The sequence below is a fragment of the Bacillus sp. EE-W1 genome, from assembly GCF_009760835.1.
In the GTDB taxonomy this organism is placed as follows: domain Bacteria; phylum Bacillota; class Bacilli; order Bacillales; family Bacillaceae_G; genus Bacillus_A; species Bacillus_A wiedmannii.
The window spans coordinates 1-20,385 of sequence record NZ_WIPE01000132.1 but is presented as its reverse complement, the minus strand read 5'-3'; the positions used below and the strand labels follow the sequence as shown (position 1 = coordinate 20,385).

The window sequence follows — 20,385 nt, the reverse complement described above, 5'->3', positions numbered from 1 at the left end:
AAAAAGCGGTAATTACCGCTTTTTTTATTTTTCAACTCATCTTCACAATGCTGAATCTACATTTTCAAAAGGAGTTCCCTTATGTCTGTTTTTAATATCTATCTAACTTCAAAAATAAAATATAATCTTAATAATACAAATCTAACTACCACTCACCAAATGTTATTATAGCTATAATCTTTTTAATACCTTCCATACATACCTTCTAAGTACAATGCATAGATGTTAAATTGATTTAAACTATAATGTTATCAACTGGAAAAACCTCAAGAATCCCTGTCTTTTCTCATCTTTTCCCCAATTCCTTTTCTAAATTCAAGCAAATCAAATTAAAAGGAAGAACGCGCCATAAACGCTTAATATTCATGCTAAATTTCAGTGTGTATATACTTAAATTCTATATAGTTAATCCTCAACTCAAATTTTAATTCGATCTTGTATGAAATTTAGATTATTATTTGCAATTTTATTGCGTTTTAAGACAATTCCACTGTGACAAGAATTTTATACATATTTCTTTGGCCTTTCCTATGAATTGCAAAGATCCTCACTATTAATTAATATCCATGTATTGATCATGATTTTCAAAAATTAGCACAATGTTTTTTATTGGTTTTTGGGAAGCTTGGTTAGGTTCTGTAATTCCCCAACTTTTTAATAGCTCCATATTTTTGGACCAAAGCAAGGACATCTTACCCCCTTACGGAAATGGGTTTAACGGATTATGAACGCATGGCGTTCGCGTTTTATAAAGCGTTAAATTAACGCTTTATAAGCGCTCATCCTATAATTCGTTTAATCTTGTTGTAATACAAGTTCATATTGAATACTAGCTCATTTTAATGCAACTACAATGTTAAAATAATGTGCTCCTAAATTTCACAAACAAAGCCTTCTTAATCCTAAACTATCAGCTTTATCAACACATTTTTTAACAATCACTATCAGCTATCTTAGTATAAGCCACATTTCTCTCAAAAGCTCATAAACATTGATATGAAAGGGATAGCCGCTACAAAAACGGATAGCGTTCACGTAATTTTAAACACTAAAATAACACTTTGATAACGTTTATACAATAGGGAATTTAGTTACATTCTCTAAAACATCAAATCCTCTTAAAAGTATTAAACTTTCAAGTTCAACTAACTACTTTATTGGCTAAAAAATGAATTCCAACTTAAATAATTGAGTTGGATCATATACAAAGTACTCCCTATAATTAATGCTTTCATTATTACTTTTTTTTGACCTAGAGAGCCATGCCGAATCAAATAATGTAAACTGTGAACTCACATTATATACATCGATTAAAGAAAGCAAAACACCTTAAATTAATGCATTTAATGGTTTACTTGCTCTATAGAATTACACGATAAAGAAACAAGAAAAGGATTAACTTATAATTTTTACTCTACAGAGCTCACCAAACAAAATAATATGCAAAGTAAGTTGTGGTTACCCAAATAAAGACGTTAAAAATCTAAGATTTCTGTAGCACATATTTCAATAGAGATATTAACGCGAGACTAAATCTGAGAAACGAAGCTATTTATCTTTTAACTGTAGGGACTAAAAGAGTATCCCACTGAATTAGAACTTTCACACTTCAAACAGTCCTGGAGGATGTTAAGTGGCGAGTAGTTAGATAGGAATATATAACAAACATCTTATTCATATTCTTTTCAATGAACAACTCTATAAACGTTGGTATTAAAGGGATAATCGCTATAATAACGGATAGCGTTCATGTAATGTTAAACAATAAAATAACACTTCGATAACGTTTGTTTTGTTAGCTGATTCAAATACACCCTCAAAAAAATCAGATCTTCTTAAGAAGATTATAATTTAAACTTTTAAGTCTAAATTTAATTCCTAAAAATATCTTAAAGGAATCCATTCAACGCATATAGAAAACTTCTCCATGGCTTATACAAATGACGTACCAAACATACAATTAACTAAAAAATAATTAATCCATCAAACATACTGAAGTACATTCTAATAAAACACCCCTCGGATACCTATTGGATATCTATTGAATATTTATTAGATATTAAATAGATATTAATTTGTAGCAAAATCCCAATCTACCAGCCTGCACAACACGGTAAATATAATTAATATTTTAATTATATTTAAAATATATCTATTTTATATTTTATTAAAGCTAAACTCTCTTAAATCCTTGTTTTCACACTGTTTTTAAGTTATAATATAGTTAATAAATATAAATAAGAAATAAAAATTATAGAGGTGATGTATAATGACAGATTTAAAAGGGAATAATCTTCATATAGACATTGAAGGCGATATTGGGAACGATTCTTTTAAAGGTTATATCAATGGTGAATACATAAAAATGAAAAACGTATATCAAAGCGTTTACTCAATGCCCAATGTAACAGAAACAAACACTCAAAAAAATATAATTAATTTAGTAGACAATATGTTTGTAAATATTGCTAGTAAATCAATTAGAAGATCTGGGATGTACTTTATTGGTAATCGAGCGATGCTAACAGGGAAGAACCCAAAAAACATGAACATTAAAGTAGGCCAAAAATATAATGATGATTTGCCGTTAATTAATATGCTAGGACTAATTGCAAATAAATCAGTCCAGCTTGAGTGGGAAAGAACGGAACAACTACCACAATCAATTAATGTAACTGTTGATCTGATTTCAGCCATTCCAGCAAGCCAATGGACACCAGTAAATGCTAAGCACCTAGAGCAACGTTTTACTAATTCAAATCATGTTGTATTTGTTTATGTAGGGGAAGAACAAGTAACGGTCAGCTTAACATTTAACAGTGCAAACATTACCCAAGAAGGTGTTCCTCCTTTATATGCAATCCTTGAAGGCGAAGAAGATATGTTTAGTGACTTTATTAAACTATATAAAGACAAACTTGAGGTAGAGACATAAAAAAAGCATTCTTTAAGAACAAAAAAATCTTACATATCGATATTGGAGATGGAACAACTGAGTATATATACACAGTTGGCGTAAATCCAGTCATTGATGCTTGTAGTGGAGAAAGACGTGGAGTTGGGCATGCTACAGAAGAAGCTGTTAAGCTATTAAACCAAGAACGTGGAACAAACATTAAACGCCAACAATTCTCACAAATCCTTCAAGATCGAGATCATAAATACCATGAAGAAGCTACTGGGTACTTTAATATTACAAAAGTGGAACAGGCTGAACTTATCTTAGAAGATGCAAGTGAAAAATATGTAAGCAATACAGCTAGTGAAGCTGAAATTTTATGTGTATATGGTGGGGGAAGTGTTACTTTTAAAGATGAGTTATATAATCAACTATTAGAGTATTGTGAGCAAGTTGGTATGTACTTATTATGGATTCCAGAAAAATATGCTGTAGATATGAATGCTAGAGGTATGCAAGTAATCAAGAAAATTCTTACTCGAAAAAAGGTGAGATAATATGGCTGACAAGAAAAGAGAATCTTTCTTTTGGAATCTCAAAAAAATTGAGAACGAGGAATTCTTTAAATGGTTTGAGTCTCAAGGGAATATAGCAGATTCACTATATAAACTTGTCTGTTACTTCATTGATAAACATGGCTTACAAGATGTTGGTGATTATAAGATTCAACAACAAATGCAAAGAGAAATCTTACTTCAAGATAAAGATTTTTTAAATGAGGTTAAACGGGTCCTATTGAATGATTCAAATCTCATTATCAAAAATGATGACCCAAACATCCATAATGAGATTAAATCTCCTAATGAAGTAATTGGGGCTCCTGAAGAGAAATCCGATACTGAAGATGTAAAAAAAGGAGTCGTTTCTAAATCTGAAACAAATGCTTTGAATGATGAATATGAAGATCTTGATACAGCAAGTTTATTTGGTAATTAATGCTGTCAACATAAAAAAAGAGTCCTATTTCTAGGACTCTTTTTTTAGAACTTTATTTTCAACTTACATCTTATCAATAATTAACTGTCGTTTATACCATTGATTTAAATTGCTTCTCGCCGTACTAGAGAGTCGTTTTGTTTTTTTATGATAAAATCTAGAAAGAGTAGGCTGCGATATACCTATCTCTATTGAAAGTTCTCGCATAGTTATATTCTTTTTCAGGTGCACAAACTCTATTTTCTCTCTAATTACTTGTTCATTTTCACTCGTATCTAATGGTTTTTCTATAATTTTTATTGGCTGACTTTCCTCATGTATTGTATCAATTGTTTTCTTTTTTGCTAATTTTTCCATTGAACTAATTAGTTCTTGAGGTGGCAATATTACTATTCCTAACTGTGAATAATAGTTTTTAAACCAATTCTTCTTTGTCAGTTTTTCTTCTTCTAAACCATTTTCATATTCCCAATGAGAAATTACCTCTTCTTTTTCTAAATCCATAAGAACATTTTCTAATTGTTCACGAATACGATTAGGTTTTTGTTTCTGGTTTATACCCATAACTGCTAACAAACCTTTATCTCCACCTATAGAATACGGTCTTTGTATACTAGAAAACATTTGACGTATTCTCCATTGCCATGTCAAATATCGAATTAACCTTTTATGATATTTGTGTCTATAACTATTATATTCAAGTGCCTTTTTTGATAATAATGCGGTAGTACTATTAGATCCATATAAATATCCAGATAAGAAACTTCCCGGTTTGATTCGGCACGACTCTATTCCCATATATTCGTTTGTATTTTTATCTCTCCATAGAACAACAGAATCTAATACGAATAGTCTTTTAATTACCTCACGTTTTACTTCATAATGCTTACCTGTTTCAGCACGATCATTTAATACGACTACTTCATTGTCATCATTCAGATATATAAAAATACTCGCTAGGGCCGCAATTCGCTTCGCTACTTTAATTTTATCTTCTACCCTATAATATTCAACGCCATTTGCCTTGGCCTTTGAAATACTGCACATCTCTAAAACTTGTTCATATGAAAAATCGATAAATTCATCCGGCGATTTAGCTTCATTCAACCATTGAATCGTGATGGTATCTAAACAATCTGCAGTTAGATCATCCATATTACTCATTACACCGTCTACTAATGTATTCCATCTTGCTGCCTCTTCAATATTCGTTAACTTTAGATCTTCATCTTTATGAGATGAAAGCTGTGCTACTCCATTACTATCTTTTGTTTCAATAGGATATGTTTTTAACCGTGTGTTTTCATCTTCTTCAAATTGATTTTTAGCTATTCCATCTCTTAACTTATAATACACAGCGGAGTTATTTACTTCTAAATAGTTTTCATTCAATGTGTTTTCATCTGATTCACTTGTTGCTGTATGCACTTTATTACTAACTGTTTGATTTTTACGAAACTCTTGTTCAATAAAGACACCTATAGTCTCATCGATGATTAATCTATAATCCTCTATATTTCTATATATATCTAGGGAAGAAACACCTTTTCTTTGTTGTTTCTCTAGCCACTGTACAAGCATTGAAAATGATGGAGAAAGGTATTCTGAAGTCACAATTTTACTTTTATCTGCTTTAACCTCAATATAATAGGAATTCCATTTACTCCACAACTGCTCATTCTGTTTATACAGTGGTTCTGTTATTGACAGTGCATCTCTAAACAATTGAAGAACGTCTTCCATATAAACTCGGCTCCTTATATACATTTATTTATTGTCGATCTTAATTTGAAAACAATTAGCTATATGATGTTCCTTTATATAAAACTAGAAACGTAGTCGGAATCTTCCACTCTTTCATTTCACCGTTAACATCTTAAGGGCTCTAATTTGTATACTTATAACCCGCTCTGTAACTGATTATACAAGACGCAATTGATTTTTAAAATCCAAATAGCAACTTTTTCAATAACCAATTTTTTTCCATGCGTTCTTTTCCTATTAACATTTCGGTAATATTATTCATATTTATTAAAGAGATGAAAGCTAAGAAATGTAAAGATGAAAATATAAATTTTACTTTGAACACCCCAATTTCATTAAAAATGAAAATTTATAGCCATATCATTGCCCTTTTCACCAAAACATGAAACAAAAAATTACATGATGTAACTCTTTTTACTAATTCGAAATTTTTTTCTAAAAGTGCTTAAAGCTTGATATATAAGCTTTTCTATTAAAGCTATACTATTAGTTATGAAAATTTATAGCTATATGATGTCCCTTTATTTTCAGATAAAAACCTCATAAACCCTTTTATATTGGTGGTTTTCAAGTTTTTATCTCTGTTTTCACATATTTATGAAACATGAAAACCTATAGCTTTATGATGTCCCTTTTTTTACCCAAACATGAAAATCCACCTAGCTACTTCATGTTCCTTTTAAAATTATAAAATTATAGATAAACCCTATTAACATCACTATTCAAAAGATTTTTGCGTTTTAACTTACAATTATAAACATGAAAATTCATAGCCATATCATGTCCCTTTTATTTTTTGGAAAATTGATATAAACGCTGATTTAATCACATTTACAAGGTTTATTTTCTATTTTTCTTCTTTTCTACCAATATGAAAATCTATAGCCATATCATGTCCATAAAAAAAAATACAACAATCCTTTAACCCCTTGGTACACAAGGGATTAAAAGGCGTTTCATCTTTTTATTTTTTCTCTTAAAGGGACGCATTTCAGCAAATTTCGATTTGGTATAATCAAAATTGGTATATTTTATAGTTTATTGGCATTTATTTCTGATTTATAGGTAGGAGGTGAAAAAGATGGGAAAATCATTTATTATTCGTAATCAACGTAGTCTAAATGGACAATCTACAAATGCGGTTTTAGTAACACTGAAATCTTGGCAAAAACTTGTGGAAACTTTTGAAGAGAAATACTACAGCTATAAAGATACATACCTTGAGGATATTGTTGATCATATGACATATGAGGAGCGTATTGCCGATGTGGATGGCTTCGTAGCACAGGCTAAACCATCTTTTTCACGTCGTACACTATCTGCTATTTCGGAAACAATGGGAAGAAAGCATAAATTATATGGCATTACAAACGCAGATTTGGAAGTCTTCTTATATCTACATAAAAAATGTTACACGAATGGGGTCATTCCAAATGTAACAATACATATGATGTGGGAGGATTACAAACTATATAAAGAAGAATTTGCTTACATACAGCATTCTCAATTCTATATTGCATTAAAGAAATTAAGTATACATAACATTATTACGATTGAAAATGAATTAGATGGTCGATATACAATTAAATTAGCTCATTTTATGAATGAAGAAACTGAAAAAGCCAATGCTTATGTTTATATTAGCCCAGTGGTATTTACGAAAGCTTTCTTTGAACTATCAGTTGCATCTAAGAAACTATTCTTAGATATTGCTATGCAACAACATAGTGAAACTACACTAAAACGTTCCTTAGACAAACAGGATGAAAAAGGGAATAAAACTCATTTTGGTGGGATGTATCGCTTTTTACATAAAAAATATCCACATCAAATCCGCGCAGTTATGACAGAATTAACAACTGCATTACCATGTACAGGGACTCCATTATTCAAAATTTGCAAATTGCAAAAAGGAGTTAAGAATAAAAAAAGATATACGACTCTATATCTATCTTTACATACAGATTTTTTATGTGCAAAAGAAACAGGGGAAGTACAGTATCGCGATCCATTCACACCAAAGCTTACTTATGCTCGTAAAGCTCGTTTTATCGAATCCGTACTACAAGAGATGAATATCGGTGAATTTGCACAAGACATGAACAAATTCATTCATGTACTTAAATATACATGCCATCGACAAATTCGAAGCGTAATTCATAGCTTACGTGACATGATAGATCGTAATGAAGAATATCCAAGTAAATTAGTCTATACTCTAAAGAAATTATTAAATCAAACATCACAATATCAAATTCTTGATACTGCGGCTAAAGAGGGTATTTACCCTCTTATTACACAACATGTTCCAAAAGAACAAAAGGAACAAGCTGTATTTGATTTCGGATTGCATTTCTCTATGTACTCTCTTCGAAACATCAAAAAGCTGTTCCGCAAAACATATGAGTTACTAAACTATAAATTTGCTGTACCTGTTACAGAGGAATCGTATCACCGCAACTATCTAAAGTATCAAGAAGAAACGTTATTTAGAAAGTACGCCTATGAACAAGGTGCAAACCTAAATGCTTATATTGCTTTAGAAATAGAAATACGTGAACTCTTAAAAGCAAGAGGACATAAAGAGCGTATTATTCCTAGTGATGTTCGTGAATTGTTCATTGAAAAGATAGATAGATTACCGAAAGAAAAGCTTCGTGTTATTGAAGTACCAGATAGCTTCAATTTAATAACATTTATTCGTGCCTTTGAACAGTTAATCCGCGGTGGTATTCAAGTAACAACAGCTGAGCAAGTACTGACAGCAATGAAAACGAACTAATTATAATCAGCTCTCTATTTTTGAAAAAATTCAAGATAGAGGGCTATTCGTGTTGATACGTATATCTAAAAGAATTTTACTTGCTCTTCACAATAAGTAACTTTACTGGATTCTATTCATAATAGAATCTTTTTTTATGCACTCATATACAAAAATAGAATAGTGCCTATCTAAACTTCCACACATACTTTCATATAACCATGTTATATGCTGTCTATATACATTCAAATACCTACAAAAAATCATAAGAAAAAAATTAAATTTCGTGGATAAGTATATAAATAACATACAATGTGAGCAATTTAGTGTAACTATCGTTGGTATAAATAGTATCTACGTCTTTATCTACTAAAAATCATCAATATCAATGTGAGTTATGTGCTAAATCTGAATTATGTTGAATAATTAACACGTAATGTGAATCTTTTGTGGATAAATATAATAAGATTGTGGACATCCAGTGCATTCATATGGAATTTTACAATTGAATAAATATGTTTATTAATGCATCAATTTGTTTCATTTTTTATGTAGGTATACTACATTTCATTTATGTTTTTTTGTAGATTAGAGATTACAATAATACCTATTTTCCCACTGTTAAATTCCACCATTTATGATTTTTTACGCTATAGAATGTTAAAAGACATTGTTACAGTAAGGATAAACGTACATTTATCGATCCTATATAAGTTTTATCTTTTTATTTTAAATATATATAAGATATATATTTATATTAGATTTTATTAACTAAATAACAAAAAGTTAAAAAACAGTTTTAACTATAATTATTCCATGCAATAAATTGTTTCAAAGATATTAACCCTACAAATTCAAAACCATTTCCTTGACCTTTTGATTGTAAAACAACGGTATCCAGATAATAAAGAAAATAATCCATATCATTTTGGCATTGTAGGGATTCCTGAAAACAATGATCATGACCAACAAATACTGCATTTAGATTTTCGAAAGGCTTTTTTTCAAAAGAGGCAATTAAATCCTTCTTTATCGGATGATTACTATTTGGTTTATATAAATCATCAATAAATTTTAAATTTTCGTATATTTTTGTGTGCTGATCTCCATCACCAAAAGCTAGTTTTCCTGTTTCTATTGTACGAGCAATAGGGCTTGTCAATACAGGATATTGAATAGGTATATGATGTTCCTTAAAAATATGTCCAATTTTTTTAGCTTGTTCTCTTCCTTCTTCACTTAATGTATCGTTCATTGGCTTAGCGTGTCTTAAATAAAGAACATATCCACCTCTTTGAATTCGTTCAAATAATGCGAAGTTTATTTTCGTATTAGGCATTTCTTAATGCTCCCTTTTTAATAGGCTATTTCTTAATTAATATAAATGTTTATTAATTAGCGTTTTGTAGCATATATAAAGTTAAAGTTTCTTTAAGGATAATAAATTTAAGTTCTTAATATTTAATTTTAAAGATATTATAACTTGTGAGATGAAAATGACATAAGTCTTAATAAGAGTGATATTTAGAGGTTATTACTTGGAATTTGCTGGGGTTTAAAGGAACTATCAAGCTGGCATGGAAAGAGAACACCTAGCTTGATAGTTGAGCTTATTATGAAATATTGTATTTAGATTTCTAATTTGATGAGGTGGATTTTAAACTAGCAACCACTTTTGTGATTACATTCTGCAACTGGCTTAGTAGCATGTCCTTCATCGTCTGTACACCAAGATTGTGATTGGAATGCTAAGAAAATTGCAACCCATTTATTCTCATTTTTAAAATGTAAAAGCAACCCACCATCTTGCCATATACCATCATCTTCCCTATGTTCCTCATCATTCCCTTGATTCATATGAACATCATGGATGCCAGGAGGGATTTTTTCTCCATAAGCATAAATATCTACTTCTGGATTATTCTTAGCTTGTACCATATAGTGTAATAACTTGTCTAATAAATCATTATCTTCTCCTGGAGCCGTTGGTGGAAGTGGAATCATCTTACAAGGATCAAGTAAATTCCCTCTAATATAATCAAGTGCGATATTAGAATTCGTTTCCCCAATTGATGTAAATCCGTATTCTAAATCAGGAAGATGCGTTATTTGATCCGAATGGAAGTCCTCTCCTGCGTAATATAATAACTCCGAGGGGCTAATGTTCGAGAAAGTATTAATAATTACCTGACGTGTTCTTCGATTATCTTTAATTCTAACATGAAGATGCGGAGTTGAATCATTAGGGTCAGGAAGTGTATAGCCTGTCACTTGTCCTTTTAACACACCATAAGTTATTGTCATAAATTTTTCACCTCTCCAAATTTTATTTAGTCAAATAGTAGTTTTAACGAAGTTCTAAATTTGAATCTAGGTAAAAATTGTAAAAAAATATACGAGTTTGTTTTTTACAAATACGTCTCGATATATACTATAAATCCCCTTTAATAGCATAATTAAGAACTAAAATGTAAAGCTAATTTCTAAATCCTAAAGAAAATTCTCCTCTTAATTAAAATCATAACGGGTTATTGAAACTAGATGAAATTATTATTAATCCAATATACAAAGTAGATTCTAATTCCTTTTTTTTCATGTATGAATTGTTTTACGGTTTACTCATAATATGGATGTTCTTAAACTTATCCAAAGGAGTAACGTAAAATGAATCAATTAAAAGAAGTTATAAGTAAAGCCAAAATTTTATTAGTGATATCGTTAATACTTTTGTCAGGATGTCGTATGAATGGGGCAACTCAACCGGATGTGAGTCAAGAAAAAGTTTCTGATAAAGGTAATTCAATAAGAAACATTCAATTGTCTCATGAAAATGAGGAAAATAATCGTACAGAAAGAATTTTAGGTTCTGATTATTACAATAATGTAAATGACCAATCAGGGGAAGAGCTTAAGCGTGTATTACATGAAATCATTAAAAAGCAAGACGTACTGTCTTACGAACATACAAAACAAGCATTAAAAGAAACAGATGAAGACCCTAATAACCCAAATAATCTTCTGTTATTTTATACTGGGCGTTCTCAATCTAAGCAATCATTTGGGAGTAGTGGGGATTTGTGGAATCGTGAACATGTATGGTCTAAAGCACATGGTGGATTTAATACAGAGAAAGGTCCAGCAACAGATCTCCATCACCTTAGACCAGAAGATGCCTCAGTAAATGCGGACAGAGGTAATCTTGACTTTGATTTAGATGATGGACATGTGAATAATCCTAATGCAAAATGTTCTGGAAAGGAAAATAATGAGGCTCCAGATACTTGTTATGACGGTGATTCTTGGGAACCAAGAGACGAAATAAAGGGTGATGTTGCAAGAATAATGTTTTATATGGCAGTTCGTTATGAAGGAGAATCTGGTGAAAGGGATTTAGAGTTGGTAGACAGAACAGGCACTAAAGTACCTAATCACGGGAAATTATCTACATTGTTAAAATGGCATGAGCAAGACCCTGTTGATGAACTTGAAAGAAGAAGGAATAATATTATTTATGAAAAGTATCAACATAACCGTAATCCTTTTATTGATCATCCTGAATATGTAGGACGAATTTGGGACTAATTAACTAAATCAGCATTGATTTTAAAATAATGTAATAGCTATATATATATTGACGTTCAAGAAAATGAATTTGTATATCAAAAAAGTTATTTCATTAATATTAAAGTCCAAAAAAGAGGGATGAAATGTTAAAGAAAGAAAAATATGAAATTAAATTTTTCCTTAATCTTCATCGAGTATTAAATGAGAAATTTGAATTGGGTTGCGAAATAATAGATGAATTCGATATTAATTTAAATGATGTTGATGAAACAAATATTCAATTTATTGATACAAAGAATAGAGATATGTATACACAGGGTTTGATTTTACGAAATCGAATAAAAAGAGAAGAGAATGCATGTGAATTAACTTATAAAAAAAGATATGAAATTGTTAAGGATGATATACAAGGTGCTTTAGAAAAAGCAAAAGAAGATGGATTCGTTGTAGATAAGAATGAATTTAATGTGGAAATTGATTGGGGACTTACTAATAAAATTTTAAATATCGTATATAAACCAGAAAAACAACTACAATTATCTGGACTAGAATTGCCGTCTGTAGAAACTTTACGAGAAATGTTTTTTAATAATGGACCACAAATATTTTTCAGCTCTGGGAAAGAGATTATTAACCATTCAGATGTTTATGGTCCTGTTTTTTCACGAAAGTTTAAAGGGACATTAAAAAACAAAGAAGTAAATTTAGAAATATGGTCCATGGCTGAATGTAAGGAGCCAATTGTGGAGATTTCTTTAGAGAAATTTAAAAGTGATGAAAAAGACGAAGCCAATCAATATTATAATGAATTAAAAGAACTACTAAGTACTAAAGTTAACGGAGGATGGATTTTGGAGGGGAAGTTTTCCAAAACAGATTGGGTAATGAAGAAGTGCAAATAAAGTATACCTAGTATTAAAAAATACGTCATCCTAAAATGGGAATGACGTATTTTTTTAGGGACAAATTCAAAAATTCGTATCATTATCATATGTATTTAGTGTATCTAGAAATCTATATGGATGGTGATGAGATGAATCAATATCAAATGTTATATAGCACTCCGTACCTCTACTCTTCAGAAATGCTCAGGCAAATGTATAAAGGAACCAAGAAGGAAGATGACATGTGTGCAATACGAGAGCACATGCTACGTCATGATGTATACCTAGACCGACAATACAGAGGTTATTATTATTTAAGTCAACAAATCGAAGAAGATCTGTATGGTGATGAACAGGCTGTCTCCTGGAATGAGCTATTAGATGAATACCAACTTTTTAAGGATGGTAAAGGAAGTCTGTCCATTAAACCAAAAGGATGGGGTTAATAGTATGACAATCATTGGGGAACTGGGTATTGTATATGGCATGACAGGTGCTTCAGTTTTAGGAACAAAATTGCTAAAGAAGAAAGGTTTTTACCTTCCAGGTTGGTTGCTACGTGCGGGTCTTAAATGCTTACTGATTGGGAGTGTTTGGTACGTTCTAATAGATATACTAGATGTGTTTCTACGTTAGTATTACATCTGGTAGTTGAAAATGATTATAATAGCGCATCTTAAATGGTCTTTTCTAATCTTCCATACAGGCTCAACTACCTTAAGGAGGTATGGAGGGAATGTTATCACTTTTATTAATTCCAGCAACCTTTATAACTGTAGCTTATTTTTACCAAAGTAATGGACCGAGTGATAAGAAAAAAATTGCAACATTTTTTGAAATTGCAAAGGTATGTGTTCAACATAAAGGTGAATTACAATATCCCATTTTTATAAAAGAAATAGAAGATGACATAAGTATGAATTATGTTTACAAGTTACCCCTCGGCGTACCAAGTCAACTTATCAAAAAATTAGCTGAAGTATTAGAAGAAGGACTATATAAACCTGTTAAAATATCGTTCCATCAAAGAGAGCTTCATATTCGCGTATTTAAGCGACAAATACCTGAAATGTGGAATTGGTCTAAGAATCTATTAAGAGAGCATACATGGAGAGTTATGATGGGCAAAGCGTTAGATAAAGATGTATATCATGATTTTGAGAAAACACCGCATATGTGCGTTTCGGGTATGACACGGTTTGGAAAAACAGTATTCTTAAAAAATGTGATGACTAGTTTGATTTTGCAACAATCTCAACACGTAAAATTTTATATTATTGACTTGAAGGAAGGGCTAGAATTTAGTCCTTACAGGGATTTATCACAAGTTGTAGAAGTAGCTGAAAACCCGGAACAAGCATTAGAAATGTTGGTAAGGGTGCGTGAAAAAATGGTAAAACAGATTGAAATGATGAAGAAGTCCTATTTTACCAATATCATAGACACATCAATTAAAGAACGTTGCTTTATTATAGTCGATGAAGGAGCAAATCTATGTCCTACACAGGGATTACCTAAAAAACAACGTGATGTTTTATTTTTGTGCCAGGAGATGTTGTCAGAAGTCGCAAGAATTGGAGGTGGTTTAGGGTTTCGACTCCTATTTTGTACGCAATATCCAACCTCTGATACATTACCAAGACAAATTAAACAAAACGCTGATGCAAAAATAGGCTTTCGATTACCAACGGCGGTCGCTTCCCAAGTCGCTTTGGATGAACCAGGACTGGAGGATCTGCCATCCCTGCCAGGAAGAGCGTTATTTAAGACTGATCGTACAGAAGAAATCCAGGTACCTTTTTTAAAGGATACAGATATGTGGGAGTTACTAAAGCAATACAAGGTGGTGAAGCAAAATGAGACACCAGAAACTCAAACAGAAAGCACGACAAATCGAGATTTTATCGAGTTTAAATAAGTTGGAGTTTGCGTCTAGGAGGCAATTGCAAGCAATCCACTGTCTAGGAAGTATACGAAATGCTAATCGTGTATTAAAGGATCTACGGCAATATTGCCATGTTACCTCGCATAACCGTGAGTATATATATTATCTCAATAAAAAAGGTTATGATTTGTTAGGAGTAAATCCAAGTGAACGAAAAAAGAAGTATCAACTTGAACACACTCTTTTACGAAACGAGGCCTGGATGTGGCTAGATTTTCCGGACTGGAAGACAGAGCAAGTTATAAAATTTAGATACCAAAATGAAGAAAAAATAATTGTACCAGATGCTTATTATATAGTAGATAAAGTTCCACATTTTGTTGAAATTGATAGGCTGCAACACATGAAAAATAATGAAGAAAAAATACACTATTATAGTTTAATTGCAAAGCTATATAAAAAACAAAAGGGTATCATACCAAACATTTTATTTTTTACAACATCAGACTATCGTGAACAAAAATTAGAAAGTTACGGAATAAAATATAATGTGTATGTACGTACATTACTTTTAAAAGAAGTTTTGTAGTTTGCAACTGAATTACAAAAAAATGGATTTTTGGCAACTAAATTGTTAAAAAGGACTACATAGTTTAGTAGCCCTTATTAAGTCCAGAAATCTGTATGATTGATGTTTTTACCTGTTAGCCTCCGTAATGCATTAATAAGCTTGTTTTGATTTTTAAATGAAGGATGAAAGGCATTTCCTTTACAAAGACGACTTAATGTACTTTTACTTACACCACTAACTTTTGAAACTTCTTCTTGCGTTAAATCATGACGATCTAAAAATTTGCCTAGCTTACTTCTGGGTTTTATAACAAACCATTCCAATTTCTTCACCTCTAGATAGGATTTTTGTAGTAATAGTTTGTCCAAAAGTCCCATTGTTAAAACAGTTTCACTTTAAAGGAATGTATACAAATATGTAAGCATAAGATATAGAAACTAATAATTTAAAAATATATGTAATAATTTCGGGGAATCTAGCATTCATAGTAATAGCTACAAGTTGCTGATACACTATCCTAATGGCAACTTGTTGCAACTGATATTACAGAAAAGATAAAAGCTCAAATCCTTTTGATACCAAGGGGTTTGGGCTTTTTATAAAAGTCTAATTGGATAACTACAAAATTAAAAAACTTTAAAAAAAATTATGATTAGCGAAATTTAACTTTAATTGTCGCTTCTCATACTTTATAGAGATTCACTACATTAGTTTGTTGTACATTTTACTTTTGCATATAAGGAGAGTTTTATTGTATATTTTTTCAAAATCAGAATTTCCAGTATCATACTTCTTCATGAAGTCTTTGAAAATCAATATTTCTCTTAGTGTTTTTCTATCCATTGGAGCACCAAATTTTTGCTCATTAAATCCTTGAGTTCTTAAGGAAGAAATATCAATTGCAATTCCTTTTAATACGCCATAATGTTCTACAGGCATAGAATTGTACCCTAATGATAAATTTCCACTCAAGTTATTGTTTGCGAAAAGTTTATATATATATTCTTTTTTGTCTTGGAACTTAAAAAAATATATATAATCAATTTTCAGCATTTATTTTTGTATGTGCATTATTAAAACAGGCAAATAGCTGACTTAGTCATTTCCGAATACTGGATATATTAAAAACGAATTCAAGAAATGTAACAAAAGGTCATTCGCAACAGAGGAATCCTGCTTATCAAGGTCCCGATCTTGCAACAGGAGTTGGACTAGTTGATGCTTCATCATCGGAGCTACCATAGCACTTACCGATAATCGGAATGTATCTCTAATGATTCCATCAGCAACTATAACTTTTTTAAATTGTATTTTCTTTAGTTTCTATTACAAACAATTTCAAAAAAGACTCAACCATTGAGCTCCAATTGAATATTGAATTTCAATGGCTGCATAGTCTTTTTTACAGTTGTCTACTTGACGGGCTAAGACCACATGCCCATCAACTTAAGATATTGGTTGTTCCCCAAAAAGAAAAAAATGAGCTGAATTCTCATAGTCAACTATAAAAAGGAAAAATTTACGTTTTGGGGATACTTCAAAATATTAGATTGATTGCTGTGAGTGTTAGGATAATAGAAAAAATTAGTGTTAATTAATTAGATAGTAAACCCTTTTAAAAAGTTAAATGGTTTATAAATATTCTAAAATTAAGATATGAGTGACCATGAAATAATATATAACAGATTACTTCATGGTCAAAATAAATTTGTTGTTTCTTGTTGATTAGTTATCTTTCGATTTTTTGATGGCATCTGTTATAGTTTCATTCGTTTCTCCAATAACGTGGGTAGACCAAGTCCATTCATTTGAAGGTTGTCCACTTATGATAATAGTTTTCCCTTCGTAATTTGAAAAATCGAAATCACGAGGCGTTTCCATTGCAACTATAGGGATACTTGTAAAATGTGTATCAGGAATTGGTTTAAGTTGATGAACATATTCAAAATTTCCATTTTCCACTTTGCCAATATAATAATTTGTGTTCGTACGTGTATTAGCATTACTATTCGCTATAAGTTCTGGTCCATTTAAAATGGGTGTTCCCCCTTGTCTTATTGTCATAGCATAGGTTACTGCTGCTTTAGCATCAACTTTCCCATAACCAAACCATGGACTCCATGTACCATCTGGATCGCCAGGGTCTCGTGGGTCTGGGTCTCCAAACTTCACAAAATTTCCTTTATCAAAAGGTGACACGGGAGATACATCCCATGAAGTATTAGGATCAAAAACCGCAGGAGGAGTTTTGGGATAACCTTCAAAGCTTAAATTTTTAGAAGCTGTTCGCTTTAAAATAGATATTACTTCTAAGGCTCTTAAATCAGGATTAGCCGAAATGACAAGAGCCGCTATTCCTGCCACTAGGGGAGTAGCACTAGAAGTCCCTCCAAATGTGTTTGTTACGGTTGAGTTTTCAGGACCAGTAGTCGTTGTTATACCAAGTCCTTTCACAGGTAAACGAAGAGCCTCAAGTGAAGAATAAAGGTGTACATTGTTACTTGGTGCTGAAATGGATATACCGGTACCATAATTAGAGTAGTGACTACGCTGAGCAGTACTGGTTAAAGCAGCGACATGCATAACGCCTGGTATTCCTACAAGATTATTTCTAAAATGTTTAGATGTATCTACACCAATCCACTTTAATTTTTTAAGTTCTGAATCATACTTCCATCCTCGTGTGTAAGGGACTTCAATCGAAGAACTATGATTTATTGGGCTGTTTTCATTCCCAGCTGCCCATAAAAAGACAATTCCTTTTTGACGACGTCCCCCAGATAAAGCTAATTCCGTAATACGTTTAATTACCATAAGAGGCCAAAAATTAAATGGACTTCCTCCCCAAGAATTAGATAAAACATCTACCTTATCAGCAATATAATTTAATAGTTTTATCATTTTACTATCTGAAATTAGCAGTAAAGGTCCTTTTGATTCCCATTTTATAGGAAGAAGTCGACAACCTGGAGCGGCACCAACAGTAAGTTCAGCATCAACTTCAGCTGCAATTACTCCTGCACAAGAAGTCCCATGGTCAGCGCCTACTTCGTACATTTTATTTATATTTGAACCACTTGTATGTTTAGTAAATAGATTCCCTCCTTCAAAATAACCCCAAGAAGCGAACTTATTTTGAGAATTAAAATCTATATGGTCCATTTTACATCCATCGTCTGTAACGCCAACAACAACTTCTGAACTTCCCAGATTGTTTAAAGTATTCCAAGCTTCCTCACAACGTGATGATGAGCGGGGATCAAATTCGGAGTGGTTGAATCGGGTATGTAAATGCCATTGTTTTATATATTTCTCATCTGTCGGTAGAGTAATATTACATTTTTTCATTCTCCGATTTAAATCATGTTCTGCCACTTCCACAAGTGGTTCCTGTTCAGTTAATTTAACAATTAATTTTACAGGGTTCATTCCTGCAAATTCAGTAAGCTGAAACATATAGTCACGATTACTAAAAGCTTCTCTCACTACTAATCCATAGCGATTCGCAAAATCGTTAACTTTTTCTGATGAAAGAGGAACACGAAACGTTACTAAAATCCGATCCGTTAGTAAGAATTCCGTATTTGTATCTCTAACATAATATGCATGATGCGTTGGAGCGATTTCTCTAGATTTTTCCATCAAGGTTTCAAGTTCACCATTATGTATTGTTACTCGAGTAGATGATGGAGAAACCTGTTTTATCTTTTCTACATTTAATTTTTCTTTAACTATTTCCGGCAGAGCTCGTATTACAAATTGATTTGGATTTTTATCTAAAAATATTTTTTCACCTGTACGATAAGTATAGACTTCATTTGAATATGTCACTAAATTCCCTCCACATATAAGATTTTTGATAAGTATATTTTTCACATGAGATTAGAAATTATACTTTAGTATTTAAAAATACGAAGAGGAAGATATATAATTTAAAATGAAATAGACTTCAAATTATATGTGGAATAGAGATGGCAGTATAGCTTCCTAATGGAACTTCTTACTAAGGTTCACTACACATGCCCCTCAACTTAAGAGATTTTAATACTCTTAAATATAAAAAAACGTTATCCATTCCAAACAAGTTAGATTATTAGAAAGGATAACGTTTTTTATGAACCTTTCGATTCAAAGTGAACTACAATTACTTGCTGAAGAATTACATCAACATCTTATCCCTTCATTTTTAGAAAAACTTGCTGGAGAACTAGGTTTTGTACAACGGAAATGTAAGTTTTCAGGTCGGGATTTAGCAACTATCTGTGTCTGTACTAGTCAATGGATAGCAAGTGATTCCTTAGTGCGACTGTGTAGTCAGCTTCATGCCATATACAAACAAAGACAAAGACTTCAATCAGACTCCGTCTTTTCAGCGTATAACTAATTACAAAATTCATTAACGGTTTTCATAAAATTTGACCGCAAATTTTCCATGTCTCTATGTGTTAAAAAATTTTGCGCCAAAACCTGCGTGAAAATCTTTTTTAAAAATATATTTCTCTACTAAATCTACATAAAATTAGTTTTCTCTACGAATTAGATGTAAGTGGTTTATTAGGTATCTTTAATATAAGCGGTCCATTACCAGAACAATCTTCCCAAGGTCCTTGCCACTCTAATCCGTTGCTCTCTCCAATAACGGCTTTTTCAATAACACGGACTCTATATTGATAAAGAGGTTTGTAGTCAGACTGTCCCGTGTAAATTTTCCAATATCCATCTGAATTTTTTGTTTTATAGTCCCATTTTATTTTTGTAATAGGTCGTTCTTGTCCATCAAATGTTTTACCTAAAGCTCGAAATTCAACTTCTACTATATGTCTTTCATTAACAATTTCAGCCCCTAATGAGATTGGTCCTACGTCTAGAATTCCTACGTGATCCACTCTTAATTCTATAATATATTCATTCGTCAGAACCCCATTTATTGGATCTAAATCAATATCATTTCTTTCGACAAAAATACGCGTAAATGGAAACTCAGACTCCGAAGGTGGTTCAATGAAATGTATTTTTCGTTTAATATACACTTTATCAGGTGTCCAGTCTTGAGGGGGGGGG

Annotated in this window: 15 protein-coding genes and 2 pseudogenes; 10 read left to right on the top strand and 7 right to left on the bottom strand. The window is 31.6% G+C overall.

Annotated elements, in window-relative coordinates; all coding sequences use genetic code 11:
- Positions 1-2,269 precede the first annotated feature (2,269 nt).
- Together GFJ36_RS28340 and GFJ36_RS28335 are read left to right on the top strand one after the other, a co-directional pair.
- Positions 2,270-3,456, top strand: a pseudogene (locus tag GFJ36_RS28340) (ParM/StbA family protein).
- Position 3,457: 1 nt separating this feature from the next.
- Entirely contained in the window at positions 3,458-3,895 is a 438-nt protein-coding gene (locus GFJ36_RS28335) for a hypothetical protein (protein ID WP_098230611.1), read from the top strand.
- Positions 3,896-3,958: 63 nt separating this feature from the next.
- Here the strand turns inward: GFJ36_RS28335 and GFJ36_RS28330 are convergent, their stop codons facing one another.
- Positions 3,959-5,638, bottom strand: a complete 1,680-nt coding sequence (locus GFJ36_RS28330; RefSeq protein WP_097822230.1) for a helix-turn-helix domain-containing protein — start codon at positions 5,636-5,638, stop codon at positions 3,959-3,961.
- A gap of 1,102 nt (positions 5,639-6,740) precedes the next feature.
- Here GFJ36_RS28330 and GFJ36_RS28325 point away from each other — a divergent pair.
- Positions 6,741-8,441, top strand: a complete 1,701-nt coding sequence (locus GFJ36_RS28325; protein ID WP_098230612.1) for a hypothetical protein — start codon at positions 6,741-6,743, stop codon at positions 8,439-8,441.
- A 778-nt stretch (positions 8,442-9,219) separates the two neighbouring features.
- On the opposite strand, the gene GFJ36_RS28320 is transcribed toward GFJ36_RS28325, so the two are convergent.
- Together GFJ36_RS28320 and GFJ36_RS28315 are read right to left on the bottom strand one after the other, a co-directional pair.
- Positions 9,220-9,759, bottom strand: coding sequence for a histidine phosphatase family protein (locus tag GFJ36_RS28320; RefSeq protein WP_098230613.1), 540 nt, complete (start codon positions 9,757-9,759; stop codon positions 9,220-9,222).
- 323 nt (positions 9,760-10,082) lie between these two features.
- Complete coding sequence (locus GFJ36_RS28315; protein WP_098230614.1) at positions 10,083-10,724, bottom strand: YukJ family protein; 642 nt, start codon at positions 10,722-10,724, stop codon at positions 10,083-10,085.
- 360 nt (positions 10,725-11,084) lie between these two features.
- Here GFJ36_RS28315 and GFJ36_RS28310 point away from each other — a divergent pair, with 360 nt between their 5' ends.
- The 6 genes from GFJ36_RS28310 (at position 11,085) to GFJ36_RS28285 (ending at position 15,342) form a co-directional block, all read left to right on the top strand.
- Positions 11,085-12,002 carry an endonuclease I family protein gene (locus GFJ36_RS28310; RefSeq protein ID WP_242016044.1) on the top strand — a complete coding sequence of 306 codons (918 nt, stop codon included), beginning with the start codon at positions 11,085-11,087 and terminating at the stop codon, positions 12,000-12,002.
- 125 nt (positions 12,003-12,127) lie between these two features.
- On the top strand, positions 12,128-12,886 hold the full coding sequence (locus tag GFJ36_RS28305) for a hypothetical protein (protein ID WP_098230615.1): 759 nt from the start codon (positions 12,128-12,130) through the stop codon (positions 12,884-12,886).
- Between the two features lie 131 nt (positions 12,887-13,017).
- Positions 13,018-13,314 carry a hypothetical protein gene (locus GFJ36_RS28300; protein WP_098961650.1) on the top strand — a complete coding sequence of 99 codons (297 nt, stop codon included), beginning with the start codon at positions 13,018-13,020 and terminating at the stop codon, positions 13,312-13,314.
- A 4-nt stretch (positions 13,315-13,318) separates the two neighbouring features.
- Positions 13,319-13,504, top strand: a complete 186-nt coding sequence (locus tag GFJ36_RS28295; protein ID WP_098230617.1) for a hypothetical protein — start codon at positions 13,319-13,321, stop codon at positions 13,502-13,504.
- 100 nt (positions 13,505-13,604) lie between these two features.
- Positions 13,605-14,786, top strand: coding sequence for an FtsK/SpoIIIE domain-containing protein (locus tag GFJ36_RS28290; RefSeq protein WP_098961651.1), 1,182 nt, complete (start codon positions 13,605-13,607; stop codon positions 14,784-14,786).
- Positions 14,725-15,342, top strand: coding sequence for a replication-relaxation family protein (locus tag GFJ36_RS28285; RefSeq protein ID WP_098230619.1), 618 nt, complete (start codon positions 14,725-14,727; stop codon positions 15,340-15,342). The genes GFJ36_RS28290 and GFJ36_RS28285 overlap by 62 nt, the downstream gene beginning before the upstream one ends.
- A gap of 77 nt (positions 15,343-15,419) precedes the next feature.
- On the opposite strand, the gene GFJ36_RS28280 is transcribed toward GFJ36_RS28285, so the two are convergent.
- From GFJ36_RS28280 to GFJ36_RS28270, 3 genes are all read right to left on the bottom strand, one after another.
- Positions 15,420-15,647 carry a helix-turn-helix domain-containing protein gene (locus GFJ36_RS28280; protein WP_000454673.1) on the bottom strand — a complete coding sequence of 76 codons (228 nt, stop codon included), beginning with the start codon at positions 15,645-15,647 and terminating at the stop codon, positions 15,420-15,422.
- A gap of 379 nt (positions 15,648-16,026) precedes the next feature.
- On the bottom strand, positions 16,027-16,263 hold the full coding sequence (locus GFJ36_RS28275; protein ID WP_242016043.1) for a YukJ family protein: 237 nt from the start codon (positions 16,261-16,263) through the stop codon (positions 16,027-16,029).
- A 786-nt stretch (positions 16,264-17,049) separates the two neighbouring features.
- Positions 17,050-19,155, bottom strand: a complete 2,106-nt coding sequence (locus tag GFJ36_RS28270) for a S8 family serine peptidase (RefSeq protein ID WP_098961653.1) — start codon at positions 19,153-19,155, stop codon at positions 17,050-17,052.
- A gap of 283 nt (positions 19,156-19,438) precedes the next feature.
- Here GFJ36_RS28270 and GFJ36_RS28265 point away from each other — a divergent pair.
- Positions 19,439-19,651, top strand: a pseudogene (locus tag GFJ36_RS28265) (IS4 family transposase); the annotation flags it as partial.
- 202 nt (positions 19,652-19,853) lie between these two features.
- On the opposite strand, the gene GFJ36_RS28260 reads toward GFJ36_RS28265, so the two are convergent.
- On the bottom strand, positions 19,854-20,385 hold a 532-nt coding region (locus tag GFJ36_RS28260; protein WP_199288251.1), incomplete at its 5' end, for a hypothetical protein.